This is a genomic window from Salicibibacter cibarius (assembly GCF_016495725.1).
In the GTDB taxonomy this organism is placed as follows: Bacteria; Bacillota; Bacilli; order Bacillales; family Marinococcaceae; genus Salicibibacter; species Salicibibacter cibarius.
In genome coordinates, this window is sequence record NZ_CP054705.1 from 3,243,364 (window position 1) to 3,261,651 (window position 18,288).

Here is an 18,288-nt window from a genome sequence, read left to right on the forward strand (position 1 = left end):
CCTTATAGTGGAAGCCTTAGTTTTACTTATACTTTAATCCTTGACCGAGGTTAAACATGCTTAAAGTGCAAGAAGCAGGAGGCTTTTATTAACTTTTTAACGAAGCACTTCCGGAATCACACGATCATAGGCCTCAAGGGTTTTTGCCAATACCTCGTCATCATGGACGACAGAGAGACTATAGCGATTCCCCGGCTTCGTGTACACACCTGCTTCAAATAGTGCTTTGTCTAATTTTTTTCTGGCGTCGTGGTCACACATTTGCAGGTCCCGATAGTGGTTAATCTCCTGACTTTCCGTTAATAATACACTAAACATTGCCCCGCTGCCAACCGTTTTCATCGGAATGCCGTGTTTTTGAAACAACCGGGTAAGCTCCTCTCTAAAGCGGTCGGTTCGCAAGGCAAGTGCGTCGTACTCTTGCTCGAGGACATCCAGGGTCGCAATGCCCGCTGCCAAAATAAGCGGATGTCCATTATACGTGCCACTGTGAAACAACGCCTTTTGGGATGTTCGGCTTCCCTCGCCGGCAAAAATATCCGTTCCGTGTAACGGTGAACTTTGCTCCATAATCGTTGATTTTCCGCCAACAACACCAAATGGAAAGCCACCACCCACAACTTTTCCGATCGTTGTTAAATCCGGCGTCACATCATAAAGCCCTTGGACACCGTCCATTGACGACCGAAAAGCCGTCTTTACTTCATCAAAAATAAGCAAAACACCAAGCTTTTTGGTGAGCTTTCGCAATTGGTTAAGAAATTGAGATTTCGGCGCAATAACCCCGCCCTCCATTGGTTCGATAATAACAGCTGCCAGTTCATCTTTATGTTGTTCCAAAATACGCGCGCAGCTTTTAATATCATTAAAGGGAAGAATAATCGTGTCATCGGCAGCATCGGGTGCCATTCCGCCCGAATCGGGGACAGCCTGAGGGTCTTCTTGATCACCGGCATCACTTTTCGGGGGATGAATGCTTAACAGAAGGGAATCAATTGCTCCATGATAGTGACCTTCAAATTTCGCGATTTTATATTTTTTCGTATAGCCCATCGCCAAACGCATGGCCAATAAATTTGCTTCGGTTCCGGAATTTGCATAACGTATTTTCTCCATGGAGGGAAAATATTTTTGAATACGAGTGGCCATTGTCACTTCCCGATCATGAGGGGTTCCGAATAACCACGTACCATCTTCTTCAATTTGACGGGCAATGGCGTCGCGAACATGGGGATGGGCGTGCCCGAGAATTAACGCGCCGTATCCCATTAAATAATCAATGTATTCATTGCCATCAACGTCATAAAATTTACTGCCGTTTGCCCGGTTGATCGTGATCGGATAAGGCGCATAATGTTTGATGTTCGCGGTCATCCCACCCGGCATAACCGCCCGTGCCCGCTCCATATGTGCCAGTGACTGTACCGTTCGTTCCGTGTAAACCTCGTCAGGATGTGCAACTTTTTGCATCGTCATCGTCTTTAATTCCTCCGATAAAATATTTACTTCATATTTTCAATATATGAATGCTTTATTTCATTATACACAGAGGACAAGATTTTGTGAACCTATTATTTCACTTTTTTATTAATGAGAAATATTTCATTCAGAACGAAGCGTGAACAGCAGCATTCGGACATTTTTTAAGTTTTAAACTAGCCACTGTCCGAACTATCCACCAGTTCGGACAATTGCTCGATTTAAAAGCTATAAAGTGTCCGAACTCCTCATTTGTTTGGACATATTTTGGATTTGAGCATGAAATTTGTCCGAACTGACCATAAATTCGACTAATTCTTACACAAAATAGGAATTGTTTGTATTGCCGATTCGTTTGAAATGCTTATTTAAAATCCTTCTGGCATTTTTTTGCCCATCATAAATCCCGCACCACTCACAAATTGTTTTGGTCGTCACCTTTCTATTTGGAAAAAGAAATCTAAATTCAATGACAGCTCTTAAAACCGCATGTTCAAAGCTTTCTTTTTTTCCACACTTATTACACACCCATTTATTTTCTTTTTGTGATAAAAAAGATAAGCATTCGGAGCAAATAATCCCTTTCTTTAATTGATCATAATCATAATCCGGCACACGCGTATGTGATGAATCGGTTATATGGCGCGAGACTAAATGAGCGGCATACGTTTCTTGCTTTTGACTGATTTCTGAAGGAACATCATTTAAACGGTTCATAAAACGATATAGTTGCGCTGGGAAAATAACAGGAAGGTCCAAAGCGGCATTGTACAAGTGAAATTTCGGATGGTTAAAAACAAGAGAGGCGTTCACTGCGTAATCTACTTTGAGGGATTGTTGCAATTGGCGAAAAGTGGATTCACTTCGTTGGATTTGTAGGAGGGGGTTTTTTATTTCTTTACCGGAGATAACATGCCATCGCCCGTCGTCTGTATAAAAATCACCTTCGAAATACTTGATTTCGATCAGAAAAATATCGTTCTGGAAAATCAAAAGTGAATCAATTTGAAAGACTGTTAGATTATGTTCGAGTAACAAGCCATTGATCACGAGACAATCTACTTTGAGTTCTTGCTGCAACAAACGGTCAAATTCTTTCTCGCCTTCAAATCCTTTCAAAAGTTTCAAGTAATATTGATTTTCTTTTATTGTTAACTCCCTTCTCGGTTTCAAAAATCTGAGGTATTTTAACTCAGTTGGTTCTTCGCGCTCTTTTATTTGGCGCATCTTCTTGCCCCTTTCAATGAATTGACAATGGTTTGCCTTAGTCCATATTAAGCTAAGCAAGCTGTAATCACAAGCATTATATTAAGATATGCATAGGATTCGGACAATTTTTTCAAAATTCAAGGGCCAAATGTCCAAGTTTCCCACTTATTTGGACATATGTTTGAATTTGAACAAACAATATGTCCGAACTAGCCGCCAATTCGGACATATTTTACCGTTTCATATCCCAATTTATCCGAACTGTATCACCGTTAAGACACTTTTCCTCGTTTCGAATCACCAACCCCGTCCACCTTACTTAATATGAAGAAAATCTTTCACTCCGATTAGTTTTTTGAATCTTTTAATTCTTTTTTGACCTGTAGAAAAGCAACTGCTATACTATCGTAGAAAGATGAGCCCATATTTTTTCTATTTGAAAGGAGTGTTTTCATATGGCTCAACCAAAGTACATCACAAAAATTGATCAAATTGAGCAGATCCCTGAAGAAGAAAGAGAACGATTAAAGAAGATAACGGAAAAATTTGTGTTCCGTGTCAATGAATATTATATCGGGCTGATTAATTGGGAAGACCCGGATGATCCGATTAAAAATTTAGTAATTCCAAATGAAAATGAACTTTCCGAATATGGGCGCTGGGACGCTTCGGATGAAGATACGAACTATGTCGTTCCCGGTTGCCAACATAAATATGAAACGACAGCCTTACTGATCTGTTCCGAAGTATGTGGGGCTTATTGTCGTTATTGCTTCCGTAAGCGTTTGTTCAGAAATGATGTAAAAGAAGCGATGTCCGATGTTGATCCCGGGATTGAGTATATTCGCAATCACCCCGAAATCAACAATGTGTTGCTTACCGGAGGAGATCCCTTGATTCTCGCAACGAAAAAACTCCGCTACATCATTGAGGAGCTAAGGTCCATCCCTCATGTGAAGATTATTCGAATCGGTTCCAAGTTGCCGGTCTTTAACCCGATGCGCATTTATGAAGACGAGGAATTGCTTGACTTATTCAAGGAGTATTCCACGCCTGATAATCGGATTTATGTCATGGCACACGTCAATCATCCGCGGGAAATCACGGATGAAGCAAAACGCGGCTTTCAAGCGCTTCACGATGCAGGTGTCATGGTCGTTAACCAAACGCCTGTATTAAAAGGGATTAATGACAATCCGGATGACCTTACGGAATTGCTCGATAAGCTGTCCTGGGCGGGTGTGACCCCTTATTACTTCTTTATTAACCGTCCCGTTGCCGGAAATACGGATTTTGTGTTATCCCTTAAGGAGGCCTATGAGGCCGTTGAAGAAGCCAAGGCACGTACGAGCGGCCTCGGAAAACGAATTCGACTGTCCATGAGCCACACATCCGGGAAAATCGAAATTTTGGCGATCGAAGACGGAAAAGCCTATTTAAAATACCATCAATCGCGGGACGGCAATTACGGAAAGTTTATGATTTTGGATTGCCCCGACGATGCCGGCTGGTTCGATGAGCTCCCCGGAAACGAAGCTTACTGGGAGGCCCCGAAGAAAAAAACAGAGGAAGTCGTATCTGTCAATCAAATGTCCGACATGCCGCAAAAAGGCAAGCGACGTGCCCCGCGCAAGCAACCAACGTCCTAACTTAAAAACTTGGCTTTTCACCCAGCTTTATGTTAAAAACTCAAAAAACCCCGAGGGGAAGTCTCTTTCCCCCCGGGTTTACTTATTCCTTCATTTTATTTTCCAGCGTTCCGATTAACGGCATATAAATAGACACATCGTCCCCGGGCCGCAAATATTGGGGAGGGTCCATTCCTTTGCCAACGCCGGCAGGTGTGCCAGTCGCGATAATATCCCCCGGTTCTAACGTCATTCCCCGGGAAATAATATGGATCAAAGTCGGGATGTCGAAAATCATATCGGTCAAAGGCGCTGACTGGCGCAACTCCCCATTGACTTTCGTCGTCAGTCTCTCATCGGCGAGCGCCACCTCGTCCACATCTGTTACAACGACTGGACCGATCGGGCTAAAACCATCTAATCCTTTGCCGAGAAAAAACTGCTTATGCCTGCTTTGCAAATCCCTGGCTGTCAGATCATTTAACAATGTAATGCCAAATACATAATCCCATGCCTCTTCCTTTTTTATTTTTGCCCCTTGACGGCCAATAACGACAGCAACTTCCCCTTCGTAATCCACTTGTTCACTTACATCCCGTTGCAAGCTAATCGATTGGCCGTGCCCAGCAATACTTGTGTGCGGTTTTGTGAAAATCAGCGGATGGTCAGGGATATCTGCATCACTGCCAAGTTCAATGGCATGGGCGGCATAATTTTTTCCTACACACATAATATTCTTCGGCGTTTTAGCAATTGGTGCACACCTTTTAATCTCCTTGGGATCTACCCAAAAATTCTCCTCGGGCATAGTCGTCGCCTGTTTCAGGACGTCGTTCGCGTTTTTTAGAAAAGCCTCGCCACGATGAATGGCTTCCAACATATCGGCGGGGCAGTCTGTTTCCGGCAAAAGTTGCCGAAATGCTTCCTCGAGCACTAAAATGTGTTGGCCGTCTTCGCGTTCGATCCCTAGTTGAGCTTTATTGTTATAAACCATCGAAAGTAATCGCAGCATGTTTAACTCTCCCTAAAAAATGGAAATTCACTAGCGTATGCACGGACGGATGCAAACATTCGCTCCCGCTCACTGTCATCGGCAAGGACGGCGTTTCCCAGATGCAAAGGCGGGATTTGCCTGAATCCGCAAAAATCCGCAATTGCTGCTTTAAATAAATGTTCCATCCAATGCTTCTGACCTTTTTCCCATACGTCACGGGGTGCGCCGGTCGTATAAATCATTCCGAGCGGCTTGCCTTCCATCTTCGGAATCGGGCTCTCGTTTTCGAGTTCATACGCAAACCCATAAGTAAGCACGCGATCCAGATAACCTTTCCCGATCGCCGGAAAACCTCCCCACCAAACAGGAAATAAAAAAGTGATTGCTTCTGCTTGCTTCACATATGCATGCTCTTTTGCAACATCATCTTCATAACGGTTCAGCAATGAACATTCGTATTCTGCTTGCATTAACAGCGGGGCGAACCCAAGCCTGTACAAATCACGTACCACGACTTCTTTCCCCGCTTTTTGCAAAGCCTCCTGATAGGTAGTCAAAACCGCATGATTAAAGCTATCTTTACTCGGGTGCATGTGAACGATCAAATGCATGCCAATTAATCCGTTCCTTTTTTAACCAGAAAAAGTGGTTGTCCATAATCAACGAGTTCCCCGTTCTCGACGAGAATCTCCTTGATTTCCCCTTCGATTTCCGCTTCTATCTCGTTCATCAATTTCATTGCTTCTACGATGCATACCACTGTCGATTCATTGATTCGGTCTCCGGGCTGAACGTAAACATCGGCATCCGGTGAAGGCGCGCGGTAAAATGTTCCGACCATTGGTGAGGTGATTTGTTCAACGTTCGGATCTGCCGATGGTGTTTGCTGTTGATCGGCTCCCTCTTGCATTGCGGATTGGACGTTTTCAACCGGTACCGGCGGCGCAGTTTCTTGCGTCGCGGGAACAGCCGCTTGTTGCATAACGCCGTCCGGTTTTTTACGGATGACAAGCCCCGCGTTGTCCTCGCCTGTGACCTCTAATTCGGAAATACCTGAATCATCAACCGCTTTAATTAAATCTTTAATTTCCTCAATTTTGTACATGAAGAACATCCTCCTCCTTCTTTGGAATTATATCGTTTAGATAATGGTCTCTTTTTCCAAAAACGTCGTATCAAAGTCCCCTGATGCAAACGCTTCGTTGTCCATGAGCGCTAGGTGGAAAGGTATCGTTGTCTCCACGCCTTCCACGACAAATTCCACGAGTGCGCGTCTCATTCGTGCAATTGCCTCTTCACGGTTCGGGGCGAAAACAATTAATTTCGCGACCATTGAGTCATAATAAGGCGTGATCGTATAACCCGTGTAAACCGCACTGTCTACACGCACGCCCGGCCCTCCCGGCGGTAAATACATCGTAACTTCTCCCGGAGAGGATCGAAAATTTTTCTGTGGATTTTCGGCGTTGATTCTGCATTCGATCGCGTGGCCACGTACGGTAACCTCTTCTTGCCCGATGGATAAAGGATGTCCGCCGCCAACTAAAATTTGCTCTTTAATGAGGTCCACACCTGTCACTTCTTCTGTAACCGGGTGCTCCACCTGAATACGTGTGTTCATTTCCATAAAATAAAAACGGTGATGTTTATCAAGCAAAAATTCAACGGTTCCAGCACCGACATAGTCCACTGCTTTTGCAGCTTGTATGGCCGCTTCTCCCATCTGTTTGCGAATATCGTCATCAATCGCAGGTGACGGGGCTTCTTCCACTAGCTTCTGATGACGACGCTGGATGGAACAATCCCGCTCACCGTAATGGATGGCATTCCCAAACCGATCAGCCATAATTTGAATTTCAATATGTCGCGGTTCCTCGATAAATTTTTCTAAGTAAACGCCTGCGTCTCCGAAATTGGTTTCTGCTTCTTGTCGTGCCATCGTAATCGAATGAATCAATTCATCGGCATCGTATACGACACGCATGCCTTTTCCGCCACCACCGGCCGTTGCTTTTATAATGACGGGATATCCGATTTCTTTTGCCGTTTTAAGGGCTTCCTTTTCATCATCAATCAGCCCGTCACTACCTGGCACGATCGGAACCCCTGCCTCGTGCATCGTTTTGCGCGCTTGTGACTTGGCACCCATTTTATCAATCGCTTCTGCGGACGGTCCGATAAATGTAAGGCCATGATCGGCACAAATGTCAGCAAATGCTGCATTTTCCGCTAAAAAACCATACCCGGGATGAATCGCGTCCGCGCCTGTTTTCGTCGCCGTTGCGATCAGATTTGTTTTGTTCAAATAGCTTTCTGCCGCGGCATTCGGACCGATGCAATAGGCTTCATCAGCGATAAGCACATGCAAGGATTCCTGATCCGCTTCTGAATAAACAGCGACCGTCTCGATGCTCAGTTCACGGCAGGCCCGGATGATGCGAACGGCAATCTCACCGCGATTGGCGATTAAAACCTTATTAATCATGCTGGAGTGTCTCCTTTATTCGAAAACTTGGTTTTTCGCCAAGCTTTTATGGCGAAAGCCTTAGTTGCACTTATGTCAGTAAAAAAGTTGACTTATACTTCTTACCTACCAAAAATTACGTATAAAACCGTACCCTTACGTTGTCGCCTATCCTTCTAAATTCTAAATAAAAACGTATCAACCGTCAATGTTTACCATCGCTCCATTGTCTTCAGCAAGGTATTTTCACCTTTAAAATATCAAATCGAACAGGCATGAATTGTCGGAAGAAGAAGCAATTGATTTTTTCTTTTCCTACAATATTAGACAAAGAAGGGTTTGAGTCCTACCCGAAACAGGAATAGATAACAAAGAAATCAAATGGAGGTGAACGATCATGGAAGACGTAAAAACAGAGGCGCGAGCATTGGCAGGATGGACATTGGAAGGAGAAAAAATATGGAAATGTTTTTCATTCAACAGTTATTTCGAAGGAATTTCTTTTGTGAATAAAATTGCGGTCTATGCGGAAGGCGTTCAGCACCATCCCCATGTGACCATTGACCATACAAATGTCACCGTTCAATGGACGACCGTGGACCAAGGAGCGCTCACAGAAAAAGACATTGCCGCTGCTAACGCTTCCGACAACTTATTGAAAAGCGGCCGCATTTAAACGGGAATCACACGGCAAAGGGCTGACGCTTTCGGCACGGTTGCCTCGTTGGCCCCTTCTCTGATTTATCCGCATGAAACCGTTTTTTACCGTTAATCGGTGATTATCTTGCCATTTTTTTGGATATCGTAGATAATCAAAGGGATACTACCCCTTAACCTGAAGGAGCGATGGAAAAATGGATTTACTTGGAATTGCAGCTTTAATCTTCGCGATCGCATTTGCGGTTCTCGTCGTCTTCTTGGCAAAAGCCCTCGGAAACTTAGCCAATGTGCTTTCCAAGACAGAAGTCACAATCGGAAAACTTCCCGACCAGTTGGATGAAATTACGAGAGAGACGGGAACGGTTCTCCACAATACAAATGAAACGATTTTGGATGTCAATGAAAAAGTAGCCAATTTGAACCCTTTCTTCGCCATGATCGGTGATGCAGGCGAAGCTTCCCGGAGATTATCATCCTCACTCGTGGATATAACCGAATCGATGAAAAATCGATCACAAGAAGCGACCGACACCTCGCATCAAAAAGGGCTGAGCGGCTTTTACGGTCTGGCGGCATTTATTTATTTTTTAAATCAAAAACGCAACCAAAAAAATGAATAGCGTTTGAAGCTGAGTGTAGACATTTCGCAAGTCTACACTCTTTTTTTGTATGCATGAGAATGATTGTTCATGGTGACCAGGATTCGGTGTGGCGCTTAGGTTCGGGCGCTATGGAGTGGTCATGGCGACCGGATTTTGGTGCAGAGCTCGCGTTCGGGCGCCATGGAGCGGTCATGGCTACCGAATTTCGGCGCGGCGCTCGAGTTCGGGCACCATGGAGCGTTCATGGTGACCGGAATCCACTGCGATCCCCGCGTTCGGGTCCCATGATCATGGGTGCGTTCTGATCATTGGATCCGCCAACGCCACTAAACAAAAAAAAGATAAGGACAACGCTTAATCGTATCCTTACCTTCTCTATAAAAACAGGGGGTGTTGTTTATATCTTCCACTTCTCGCACAACTTTAAACCTGTTATTTTAATGTAAAGCCCTGATCTTTTAAAAATGTGGTCACTTGCTGACGTCGGGGATTGCCAAGATAATTGATCATGTTTGCCCCCCAACCGTCGGTTTTCTTTCCGTTCGTCCGTTTTTCGTAGTATTCGCTTGTCACGCGTTCGTATTCGTCCAAACCTTCGTGATAGCGTTCCGCTTCATAACGATCCTCGTGTAAAATCATCGGCTTCGGGAAACGCGGCTTTTGCCCGGGATCTTGATCCGGATAGCCGAGGCAAAGCCCCATGACCGGAAATGTATGTTTCGGAAGCTCGAGTATGTTCGCCACACGATGCAAATCGTTGCGGACGCCGCCAATCATCACGCCGCCTAGACCGTAAGAACGGGCGGTGAGCAAGACGTTTTCGGCAGCTAACGCCACATCGACCGCGCCGACGATTACATTTTCCGTTTCCTCCAACTCATAATTTGCATCATATTTTTCGCTAGTGATGACATGCTTATGCCAATCCGCCACAAACACGAGAAATAACGGACTTTCGCGCACGTATTTTTGATTGGCGGCAACTTCCGAAATGGCGTTTCTTTTTTCCTGATCGCGGACACGAATGATCGTGTACGCTTGCACATGGTGGGACGTCGGTGCCCAACGGGCGGAATCTACCAAGTCCGTCACGATGTCTTCAGAAACCTCCGTCTCTTTAAATTTGCGTATGGATTGATGTGCTTGAATAAGATCGCGTGTATTTTTATGATCCATGATGTTTCCCTCCTGGTGTTACAAGTTTTCCTTCCTTTTGATCATGCACAATTTCCCCGTCTTGCATGATGGTTCTTCCTCCAACCATGGTGCGAACGGGCCAGCCTTTAATCGAGCGTCCATCATAAGCACTGATTTTACTTTTGCTATGCAGCGCTTCTTTACGGATCACGCCCGTTTTTTCCATATCCACGATCGTGATATCTCCGTCGCTTCCGGGGGTGAATGTTCCCTTTTGATCGGCGATCCCATACAGGTGCGCAGGGTTTTCCGCTAGCAACGCCACGAGACGGTTGAGCGTCAATTTGCCTTCACTGACCGCATTTAGCATAAGCGGCGCCATCGTCTCAACCCCGCACATGCCCGCCGGAATTTCGCTTAGTTTGCCGCCGTATTTTTCATCTTCAGTATGCGGGGCATGATCGGAACAAACAACGGTGATCGTTCCGTCATTGATGCCTTCCCAGATGGCTTTTTGGTCCGCGGCGGTTTTAACAAGCGGGAAAATTTTCATATCCTTGCCGACCGTCTCATAATCTTCATCGTTTAAAAATAAATAGTGGGGACACGTTTCCACGCTTACACGTTGCCCGGCCGCTTGTGCGCGCCGTACAGCCGCTACACTTTCCGCCGCGGACACATGCAAAACATGAAAATGAACATCGGCCGCCTTAGCAAGCGTAATGCCCGTCTCCACGGTAAGTTGCTCGGCAAGGCCCGGCCTTGAAGCCAACAATGCTTGATACGATTCATCTGCCGGGTCTTTTTCTTCTCCGAGTTGGCGAATCAATTCATGATTTTCTGCATGGACTGCGAATATTTGTCCGGTTTTGGCTACTTCTTTCATCATCGCGTACACTTCACCGTCATCGTAAGGCTGGATGACTTGATCGTCCGCCTCGCTAACGTTGTAAAGCAGTTGAAAGGTTTCCCGGTGGATGCCGTATCCCCAGAAATATTTAAAACCGATAACCCCTTTGCGATGCATGTCCATAAAATCAGCTCTGTTTAAAGGGCCGAGGCAAATGCCCCAGAGGCCGAAGTTAACCGCGGCTTTTTTTTGTAAATGTTTAGCTTGTTCGTCAAAAGAGGTCCCATCACGCACCGGCGGCGTCGTGTTCGGCATCTCAAAGATCGTCGTGATTCCACCGGCGGCCGCCGCACGCGTGGAGGTAGAAAAATCTTCTTTGTGCGTCGGTCCTGGGTCACGGGAATGGACATGCGTATCGATCAATCCCGGGAGGATGTGTTTTCCGGAAGCGTCAATGACCTCGCGGGCTTCATCCTTTGCCCCCGGAGCTTTCACCGCGGCAATTTTCCCATCTTGAATAAGAACCGTTCCCGGAAATGTCTCCCGGCTCGTTACAAGCCGACCGTTTTCTATTTTTACATCGTACATCTTCTATCAACTCCAAAAAGCTGTCCCCAACCCGGGGACAGCTTAATCAATATCATCGTAAACACGACTTCCCACTGCTTGGCGTTGTTTTTGATATTTTCCATTGTAAGGGGCGGTTGCTTCTTGGTCCATTCGGGCAAAAACGAGTTGGGCAATTCTGCGCCCGGAGATTAAACGGATCGGCAAACGGTTGGCGTTAAAGAGTTCCAGGGTAATCTCGCCTTCAAAGCCGGGATCAACCCAGCCGGCGTTTTGGATAAACAACCCCATGCGGCCGATCGAACTGCGGCCTTCCACAAATGCGGTTAGATTTTCCGGCAGTCTTATGTACTCATTCGTCGTCGCGAGCAGGAAAGAATTCGGGGGAATAATGACCTCTTCCGCTTCAAATTCAACATATTGCGCCGGGGTATCGAGTGCAATTGATTCGATCGCATTTTCATCAATCTTTAAATAATGGTTTCCGAGTCGAATATCAACGGACGCGGGTTGGACTTGCACATCGGTCAAAGGCTCAATCACAAGTTCCTCACGCGCCAGCATCGCTTTAATCGTGGCATCTGATAATATCAAAGGGCTTCCTCCTGAACGGCTATTTCATAGTTCAAGTATACCTGATTCGACAGCGCTCGCCAACCGGTTAGGCTCAATTGAGGGATGCGAGGAGTGCCGGGGTGAACAAAAACCACGGTATGGAGCAAATGGCATGTTATTAAAAGGGTGAGTCACCGGGAAGGGAAGTGTATCAATGGAAACTAAAAGGGTGTTTTAAACAGACAGTTGCTTACGTCCGAGCGATATATCTGAATATTACCACTGATAAATTGCGAATTGAAGAAACATACGATAACCATTGAATATGATCGTGAACTTGTTGTATAATATAAAAAATGTGGCATATAATGAAAATACCGTCTAGTATAGAATACTAGACGGTAAGCTGAACCCCTAGCTACGGGCTTTTGGCTATATTGTTTCAGGGTAGCCCCTTCACGTCCGCCAAGACTCATGAGGGGCTATTTTTTGTTTGCCAGTATTAGCCACACTAAGGTTAGCAAGGCTAACGTAAACATACCGAAAGCAATGGCTAATTGTAGCGCTTCAAATACTGACATGGCAACACCCCCTTTCATTTCAGGGATGTGCCAAAATTGCCCGCACATGAGTATTCAGCTTCTTTTGTTCTATCATACATATGGTTACTTTCATTTAAAAATATTATATTTATATTCCTATTTTACCGAATTGTTGGGACTGTAGGAACGAGAAACTTATTCAACGTAAGCTAAAAGAGCACCATGCAGATTCGGATAATATTACAAACTATATTATTTTTATACCTGATTCGAAAGTGATCGCCAACCAGTTAGGTTCAAGCGGGACCATTGGGCTACTATCGTATTATATTCATCCTTACTCTTGGTGCATCACTTCTCCTCAATTGTCGTAGCTGCATCCCATTTTCGCACCTTATTCCTGAACTGCCATCTCCTGATTTCTTTTACGTCTTATAATTACCATTGCAACTAACCAACCAAGTTGAATGAGCAAAGGAATAATAAAAACCATTGCTAAAGTCAAAATATTCAACATAATGATTCCAGGCGTTTGAACTGCACCAGTCGCATCTACATCTCGTTGCGCTAAAAAAAACGAACCTACTGCAAATAAAGCCAACCAAAAAGCATTGACGATCCACCAAGCAATCCAAGCGAATTTCACCGAACACACCTCTTTTATGAATAATATCCTCACCTAATTCTATCAGCTATAAACAATAACATAAAGACAACTAAGAGAAAAGCAAATGGATAAAATAGACCTCTCCTGCCGCGAATATCAACAGGCTCAACTTTTTTATAAAAGGATAGCACCGTGCAAATGATTGAACTAAGTGATGAGTGGGGCGGGAATTACTTCCCTTCCCTTGTTCCTCCTAGAGCAGTTCGTCTTCCGTCAGAGGGATTACTTTCCTTCTCTTGTTCCTCTCGGCGCAACTCATCCCCCGCCAGAGGGATTACTTCCCTTCTCGTGTTCCTCTCGGCGCAACTCGATCTCCGCCAGAGGGATTACTTTGCTTCCCTTGTTCCTCTCGGCGCAGCTCATCCCCCGCCAGAGGGATTACTTTGCCTCCCTTGTTCCTCTCGGCGCAACTCGATCTCCGCCAGAGGGATTACTTTGCCTCCCTTGTTCCTCTCGGCGCAACTCGATCTCCGCCAGAGGGATTACTTTGCTTCCCTTGTTCCTCTCGGCGCAGCTCATCCCCCGCTAGAGGGATTACTTTGCCTCTCTTGCTCCTCTCGGGGCAGCTCTTCCTCCGTCAGAGGGAACCCTCGGCAGGTTTCTCACTCCAACCAATAACCCTCCCCCGCACACAGAAAACATCGACAGCCTCAGCTGTCGATGTTGATTTTGTCTTCAAAGTTACATTCCATCTCATAGCCATGTTCGGAAATCGTACACCCGGATTGGTAACGGGCACGCCATTCACTATATTCGCTCGTTAACGCGCGGAAACGTTCCTCGTCTTTTGCATCCAACGCTTCGTCAATCAGCCGTTTATAGCGGTCTTTTGTAAAGACATAAACGGAATATTCCAACATCATACGGGCATAAAGCGATTGCACCACTTGTCTGGGCGCCCGGTATCCTTTTCGAATCATTTTCAACTTTTCAAACAGTTCATTTTCATATGTTGAAGCTGCCATTGCTATCCCCCCTGATTTCCTCATACAGGTATGATTCGACCGTGGCCAATACATTTCACTTATTTTAAAACTATTACCCGCCTGACCGCACATTTAAACCTGAACATTTTGTAAAACTTCCCTCTTGAATGTACGAACATTTATTCGTTATACTAACGTTACACTTTCCGAGGAGGTGACGACATGTTCGTACGCAAAACCGACCTCACCTTTATCCATTACGCCGTGATTTTGCCATTGGTGAAAAAAACATTCGAAAAAGACCAAGGGCACCTGCAACAAAACATGAACATCAAAGCTCCCTACATGGCCATCGTTCAAACAGCGCTCGCTTCTCTTCAAAACGACCTTCAACAACTCAAGCGCGTGCAAAAACAACGCAACATCCGCGTCTATCTGCTCGATGCCGATGAGACATTTTCCACTTACGGTTATGTATGCAACCGTTACGAAGGTCAGAACCGCTATGTGAATGCCCATTTAAAAAGACAAACGGGACGGTGTATGACCCGTTATCTTCAAGGTGATCGTTTGTTTACGGAAGAAGGAAATTTACCGGAAATCCACCAATAAAGACCATACATCCCGATAAATACGAGAAGCGCCACTGCTTGCAATACGAAAATGTAATACGGCCATGGGCCAAACCAATCAAACGGCGAAGGACCCGGCGGCGTTTCCATTAAATACATGTAATTGCCGTCCACCCATAGATTAAAGATGAACATGAGCGCCGCATAACCGTTTAAATAGAACCACACGCGGAAAACCGATCGGAAACGAAGCTGCATCTTTTCCACCGCCAACATATAGACAACAGCGACGATTACAAGGGCATGGGTAATAAAAAAATGAAGAAAACGAAAATGAGGAAACCCATAGTTGCCGACATCCGGCGTTAAAATGGTCAGAAATGCACTGCCGGCACCTACGAAAAACGTAATCTCAAACCACATTTGGCTACGGGTCAATAACATAAAAATCGCCGCGATCCAGGCGATGCTGCTCAAATGCAACGGTAACGCGAATGACGGGTCCCAAACGCCCGCGTCTATGTACCAGAACTGCAAAAATACTTCCCCGGCAATGAAAATCGTGACGCAGCCAAAGCGAAAAAAATTCTGTCTTTTCACGGACTCCTTCAACCAGTTTCGCATCAGCACAATGAACACGCACGCGAGAAACAATGAAACGATCACACCCATATGCGCCGGCCCGAACATAGTAAATCCCGGTCCGTCGTGGGTATACGCCCACCACCACATACAAATCTCCCTCCCTGATGAAAAAGCGCCTGCAAGAAATGTTGCAGACGCCGAAGGTACCCTTTTTCACCGCCGCCCCGTAATCATTTGGAAAATGAGAACGACGAGCGCGATCACGAGCAGAAGGTGAATAAGCCCACCTGTTCCACCGATAAACCCGAGCAACCAAAGCACAATCAAAACGGCAATGATCGTCCATAACATTTTGCGTCCCTCCCCTTGTCCCTAAATGCTACAAGTATATTAGGAAAGCGCAATGATTATTAGGGTTATTTTGGCCATTCCCTGTGGATCACCTGATTAAACGCTTTTATGGACAGCCTGTTCCTCCACTTCAGCAAAGAGTTCGGTCAGCTTTTTCATCCCGAATTCTATTTGGTCATCGGTGGCGTGGGTGAAATTTAAGCGCAGCGTATTATACTGGGGCGTTTCCGTGTAAAAAGGAGCCCCCGGCACATAAGCAATCCCCCGCTTAACGGCTTCATTCAAAAGCGTTTCCGTGTTTATCCGGGGATCGACTTCCAACCAAAGAAACATGCCGCCTTCCGGTTCAACGAAGTCCAGCGTGCAACGCTCGGAGCGTTGCAATGCATTGACCATCACATCCTTGCGGTGGGCATACAATCGGCTAATGTCCTGAATATGGCTGTCCAAATCAAAATGCCGACAAAGTTCATATAATGCCTGATGGGCAAGTGAATTCGAATGCAAGTCATTCGCCTGTTTTGCCTGGGACATCATGCGGATCACCTGGTAAGGTCCGACAATCCATCCCGTACGCAATGCAGGAACGGCCGTTTTTGAAAAGGAACTCGTATAGACAACATGCGTGCCATTATCGAGCGCTGCCATCGGCGTATAGCCCCCGCTTGTAAACTGAATATCCCCATACGGATCGTCTTCAAAGATAAGTATATTGTGATTATGGGCCACGCGAACGAGCTGTTTACGCCGTTCCAGCGACCAAATCCGCCCGGCAGGATTCGAAAACGTCGGGACGACGTACACGACTTTCGGCTTAAATGCTTTCACTTTTTCTTGTAAATCATCCATGTCCATCCCATTTTCATCACAACGCACCGGCTCAATTTTTGCTTCGTAAGATTGAAAAACTTGCAATGCTGCCAAGTACGTCGGTTCTTCCGTGAAAATCACATCCCCGGGGCCAATCATCACGCGTGAAAATAAATCAATCGCTTGCTGCGAACCGGTTGTCAATAGCACATGCTCCGGTGTGAACGTCATTATCCCTTTCTTTTTCATCCGTTCGATAATAACTTCACGCAAAGGAAAATAACCTTCGGTCTCCCCATACTGCATGGCTTTTTTTCCCTTGGCCAACGCACGCGAAAACGCATCCTCAATCGCTTCCACCGGAAAGAGTTCATCATCCGGCAAGCCACCGGCAAATGAGATCACATCCCCCTGATTAACGACTTTTAAAATGTCGCGTACGGCAGATGACTGCAAATGACGGACGCGCTTGGCAAAGGCATATTTCATCATAATCCCACTTTCACAATATAAATTCCTTCAATTTTAGCGTATATGATGGAAATGTCAATTGGAAGCCCGGAATCCACTAATTGCAGAAAGGCGTTCTTAAACATCCGGTCACGGAACAATTTCTAAACACTAACTGCTCAATACCTCGTTTTGTAATTTCTCTAAAAATGCCGACTGTTCCTCAATAAAAGGTGTGTGTGAGACATTTTCAAAAGTATAGAAGTTCTTTTTAGGCGCTTTCAGATGATCATAGAAACGTAACGCTTGGCGGTGCGTGGTTAAATAATCATGTCTCCCTTGAAATATATAGACATCAGTATTTATCTCACTGATTTCAGTCGTTAAATCCGTCTTGGCCATCTTTTCGCCAAAGGCTTGATACGCGATTGCAAGTCCTCGGAACACATTCATTCTTTCTTTCAACGAGTACTGACGTGTGCCAAATACATCTCTTAAACCTTGTGAATTGGGGTATCCTTCACGTAAAAAACCGCCCCCAAACTTGTTTCTAGATTTATCTACAATAGTAAAATATTTTCGATCTTTATAATAAGCATCGCTATAATTTACACTATTGATCTCGGAAATCCACTTTTCATTTCCCGTTGCTCTGACCTTTTCGGAAATGGCATTGTAGGTTTCTTTCTCAGACGCGCTTTGTGATCCAATCTGCCCCACACCGATATAAGCATGAAAAAGATCCGGACGGATACTGGCTGCTTTGCTGCCAATAATCGTCCCCCAAGAGTGCCCCATCATATAAACTTTTTCTTTGGAAAACTTTTGAATCAAATAGTTGCTGACTTCAATGGTATCATTTACAAGTTGATCAATTGTTAAGCCCTTTTTGTCCGACGTATAGGACAAGCCTGTGCCGCGTTGATCCCAATAACAAACCGTAAACAGATGATGGAATTGGACATCATTTGCTTGAACGATCGGATATAATGGATAACCTGGCCCTCCGTGTACCACAAGTAAAACCGGTAAATTTTCATCCGTTGTTTCAAGAATTAAACCTTGCTTAATCCCATTGATATATACATACTCTTTAGAAACAGTCTTACTATCTTGCTGCATTTTTCTAAAACAACTCCCTCAAGATAACCTTTACCTAATTACGCACGTTTAGCTATATCGATAAGTTTCAGGTACATTTAACGAATAGGCGATACCCGATCAGATGACTGCTCCACAT

The 18,288-nt window shown here is 45.2% G+C and carries 20 protein-coding genes; 4 read left to right on the plus strand and 16 right to left on the minus strand.

Features of this window, described 5'->3' with window-relative positions:
- Positions 1-96 precede the first annotated feature (96 nt).
- Positions 97-1,476 (minus strand): aspartate aminotransferase family protein, encoded by a 1,380-nt coding sequence (locus tag HUG15_RS16490; RefSeq protein WP_200124134.1) that lies wholly within the window; start codon positions 1,474-1,476, stop codon positions 97-99.
- 321 nt (positions 1,477-1,797) lie between these two features.
- Positions 1,798-2,706 carry a nuclease-related domain-containing protein gene (locus tag HUG15_RS16495; protein ID WP_200124135.1) on the minus strand — a complete coding sequence of 303 codons (909 nt, stop codon included), beginning with the start codon at positions 2,704-2,706 and terminating at the stop codon, positions 1,798-1,800.
- Positions 2,707-3,143: 437 nt separating this feature from the next.
- Here HUG15_RS16495 and HUG15_RS16500 point away from each other — a divergent pair, with 437 nt between their 5' ends.
- Positions 3,144-4,337, plus strand: a complete 1,194-nt coding sequence (locus HUG15_RS16500) for a KamA family radical SAM protein (RefSeq protein ID WP_200124136.1) — start codon at positions 3,144-3,146, stop codon at positions 4,335-4,337.
- 82 nt (positions 4,338-4,419) lie between these two features.
- On the opposite strand, the gene HUG15_RS16505 is transcribed toward HUG15_RS16500, so the two are convergent.
- The 4 genes from HUG15_RS16505 to accC are packed head-to-tail and all read right to left on the minus strand — an operon-like array spanning position 4,420 to position 7,795.
- Positions 4,420-5,328, minus strand: a complete 909-nt coding sequence (locus HUG15_RS16505; RefSeq protein WP_246516374.1) for a fumarylacetoacetate hydrolase family protein — start codon at positions 5,326-5,328, stop codon at positions 4,420-4,422.
- Between the two features lie 2 nt (positions 5,329-5,330).
- Positions 5,331-5,921 carry an NAD(P)H-dependent oxidoreductase gene (locus HUG15_RS16510; RefSeq protein WP_200124137.1) on the minus strand — a complete coding sequence of 197 codons (591 nt, stop codon included), beginning with the start codon at positions 5,919-5,921 and terminating at the stop codon, positions 5,331-5,333.
- A gap of 5 nt (positions 5,922-5,926) precedes the next feature.
- Positions 5,927-6,415, minus strand: a complete 489-nt coding sequence (accB, locus tag HUG15_RS16515; protein ID WP_200124138.1) for an acetyl-CoA carboxylase biotin carboxyl carrier protein — start codon at positions 6,413-6,415, stop codon at positions 5,927-5,929.
- 36 nt (positions 6,416-6,451) lie between these two features.
- Positions 6,452-7,795 carry an acetyl-CoA carboxylase biotin carboxylase subunit gene (gene accC, locus HUG15_RS16520; RefSeq protein ID WP_200124139.1) on the minus strand — a complete coding sequence of 448 codons (1,344 nt, stop codon included), beginning with the start codon at positions 7,793-7,795 and terminating at the stop codon, positions 6,452-6,454.
- 376 nt (positions 7,796-8,171) lie between these two features.
- Between accC and HUG15_RS16525 the strand changes: the two genes are divergently transcribed.
- Both HUG15_RS16525 and HUG15_RS16530 read left to right on the plus strand, forming a co-directional pair.
- On the plus strand, positions 8,172-8,450 hold the full coding sequence (locus HUG15_RS16525) for a 4a-hydroxytetrahydrobiopterin dehydratase (protein WP_200124140.1): 279 nt from the start codon (positions 8,172-8,174) through the stop codon (positions 8,448-8,450).
- A gap of 178 nt (positions 8,451-8,628) precedes the next feature.
- Complete coding sequence (locus tag HUG15_RS16530) at positions 8,629-9,054, plus strand: DUF948 domain-containing protein (protein WP_200124141.1); 426 nt, start codon at positions 8,629-8,631, stop codon at positions 9,052-9,054.
- 414 nt (positions 9,055-9,468) lie between these two features.
- Here HUG15_RS16530 and nfsA read toward each other — a convergent pair whose 3' ends face one another.
- The 6 genes from nfsA to HUG15_RS16560 form a co-directional block, all read right to left on the minus strand.
- Entirely contained in the window at positions 9,469-10,212 is a 744-nt protein-coding gene (nfsA, locus tag HUG15_RS16535) for an oxygen-insensitive NADPH nitroreductase (protein WP_200124142.1), read from the minus strand.
- The gene (allB, locus tag HUG15_RS16540; protein ID WP_200124143.1) at positions 10,202-11,611 is read right to left on the minus strand and encodes an allantoinase AllB; all 1,410 of its coding nucleotides are present in this window, start codon (positions 11,609-11,611) and stop codon (positions 10,202-10,204) included. The genes nfsA and allB overlap by 11 nt, the downstream gene beginning before the upstream one ends.
- A 42-nt stretch (positions 11,612-11,653) precedes the next feature.
- Positions 11,654-12,184, minus strand: coding sequence for a dCTP deaminase (gene dcd / locus HUG15_RS16545; protein WP_200124144.1), 531 nt, complete (start codon positions 12,182-12,184; stop codon positions 11,654-11,656).
- Between the two features lie 443 nt (positions 12,185-12,627).
- Positions 12,628-12,726: a putative holin-like toxin gene (locus HUG15_RS16550; protein ID WP_200124145.1), complete on the minus strand. Its 99-nt coding sequence runs from the start codon at positions 12,724-12,726 to the stop codon at positions 12,628-12,630.
- A gap of 355 nt (positions 12,727-13,081) precedes the next feature.
- Positions 13,082-13,333: a DUF3923 family protein gene (locus HUG15_RS16555; protein WP_200124146.1), complete on the minus strand. Its 252-nt coding sequence runs from the start codon at positions 13,331-13,333 to the stop codon at positions 13,082-13,084.
- A gap of 671 nt (positions 13,334-14,004) precedes the next feature.
- A complete protein-coding gene (locus HUG15_RS16560; RefSeq protein WP_200124147.1) occupies positions 14,005-14,319 on the minus strand; it encodes an IDEAL domain-containing protein in 315 nt (104 codons plus the stop codon).
- A 183-nt stretch (positions 14,320-14,502) separates the two neighbouring features.
- On the opposite strand from HUG15_RS16560, the gene HUG15_RS16565 reads away from it, so the two are divergent.
- A complete protein-coding gene (locus HUG15_RS16565; RefSeq protein WP_200124148.1) occupies positions 14,503-14,892 on the plus strand; it encodes a YhjD family protein in 390 nt (129 codons plus the stop codon).
- Here the strand turns inward: HUG15_RS16565 and HUG15_RS16570 are convergent.
- The 4 genes from HUG15_RS16570 to HUG15_RS16585 all read right to left on the minus strand — a co-directional run bounded on the left by HUG15_RS16570 (position 14,838) and on the right by HUG15_RS16585 (position 18,170).
- Positions 14,838-15,584 (minus strand): YwaF family protein, encoded by a 747-nt coding sequence (locus HUG15_RS16570; protein ID WP_200124149.1) that lies wholly within the window; start codon positions 15,582-15,584, stop codon positions 14,838-14,840. The two genes, HUG15_RS16565 and HUG15_RS16570, sit on opposite strands and share 55 nt — an antisense overlap.
- A gap of 66 nt (positions 15,585-15,650) precedes the next feature.
- The gene (locus HUG15_RS16575) at positions 15,651-15,788 is read right to left on the minus strand and encodes a lmo0937 family membrane protein (RefSeq protein WP_200124150.1); all 138 of its coding nucleotides are present in this window, start codon (positions 15,786-15,788) and stop codon (positions 15,651-15,653) included.
- Positions 15,789-15,884: 96 nt separating this feature from the next.
- Complete coding sequence (locus tag HUG15_RS16580) at positions 15,885-17,087, minus strand: aminotransferase-like domain-containing protein (protein WP_200124151.1); 1,203 nt, start codon at positions 17,085-17,087, stop codon at positions 15,885-15,887.
- 132 nt (positions 17,088-17,219) lie between these two features.
- On the minus strand, positions 17,220-18,170 hold the full coding sequence (locus HUG15_RS16585; protein WP_200124152.1) for an alpha/beta fold hydrolase: 951 nt from the start codon (positions 18,168-18,170) through the stop codon (positions 17,220-17,222).
- Positions 18,171-18,288 lie beyond the last annotated feature (118 nt).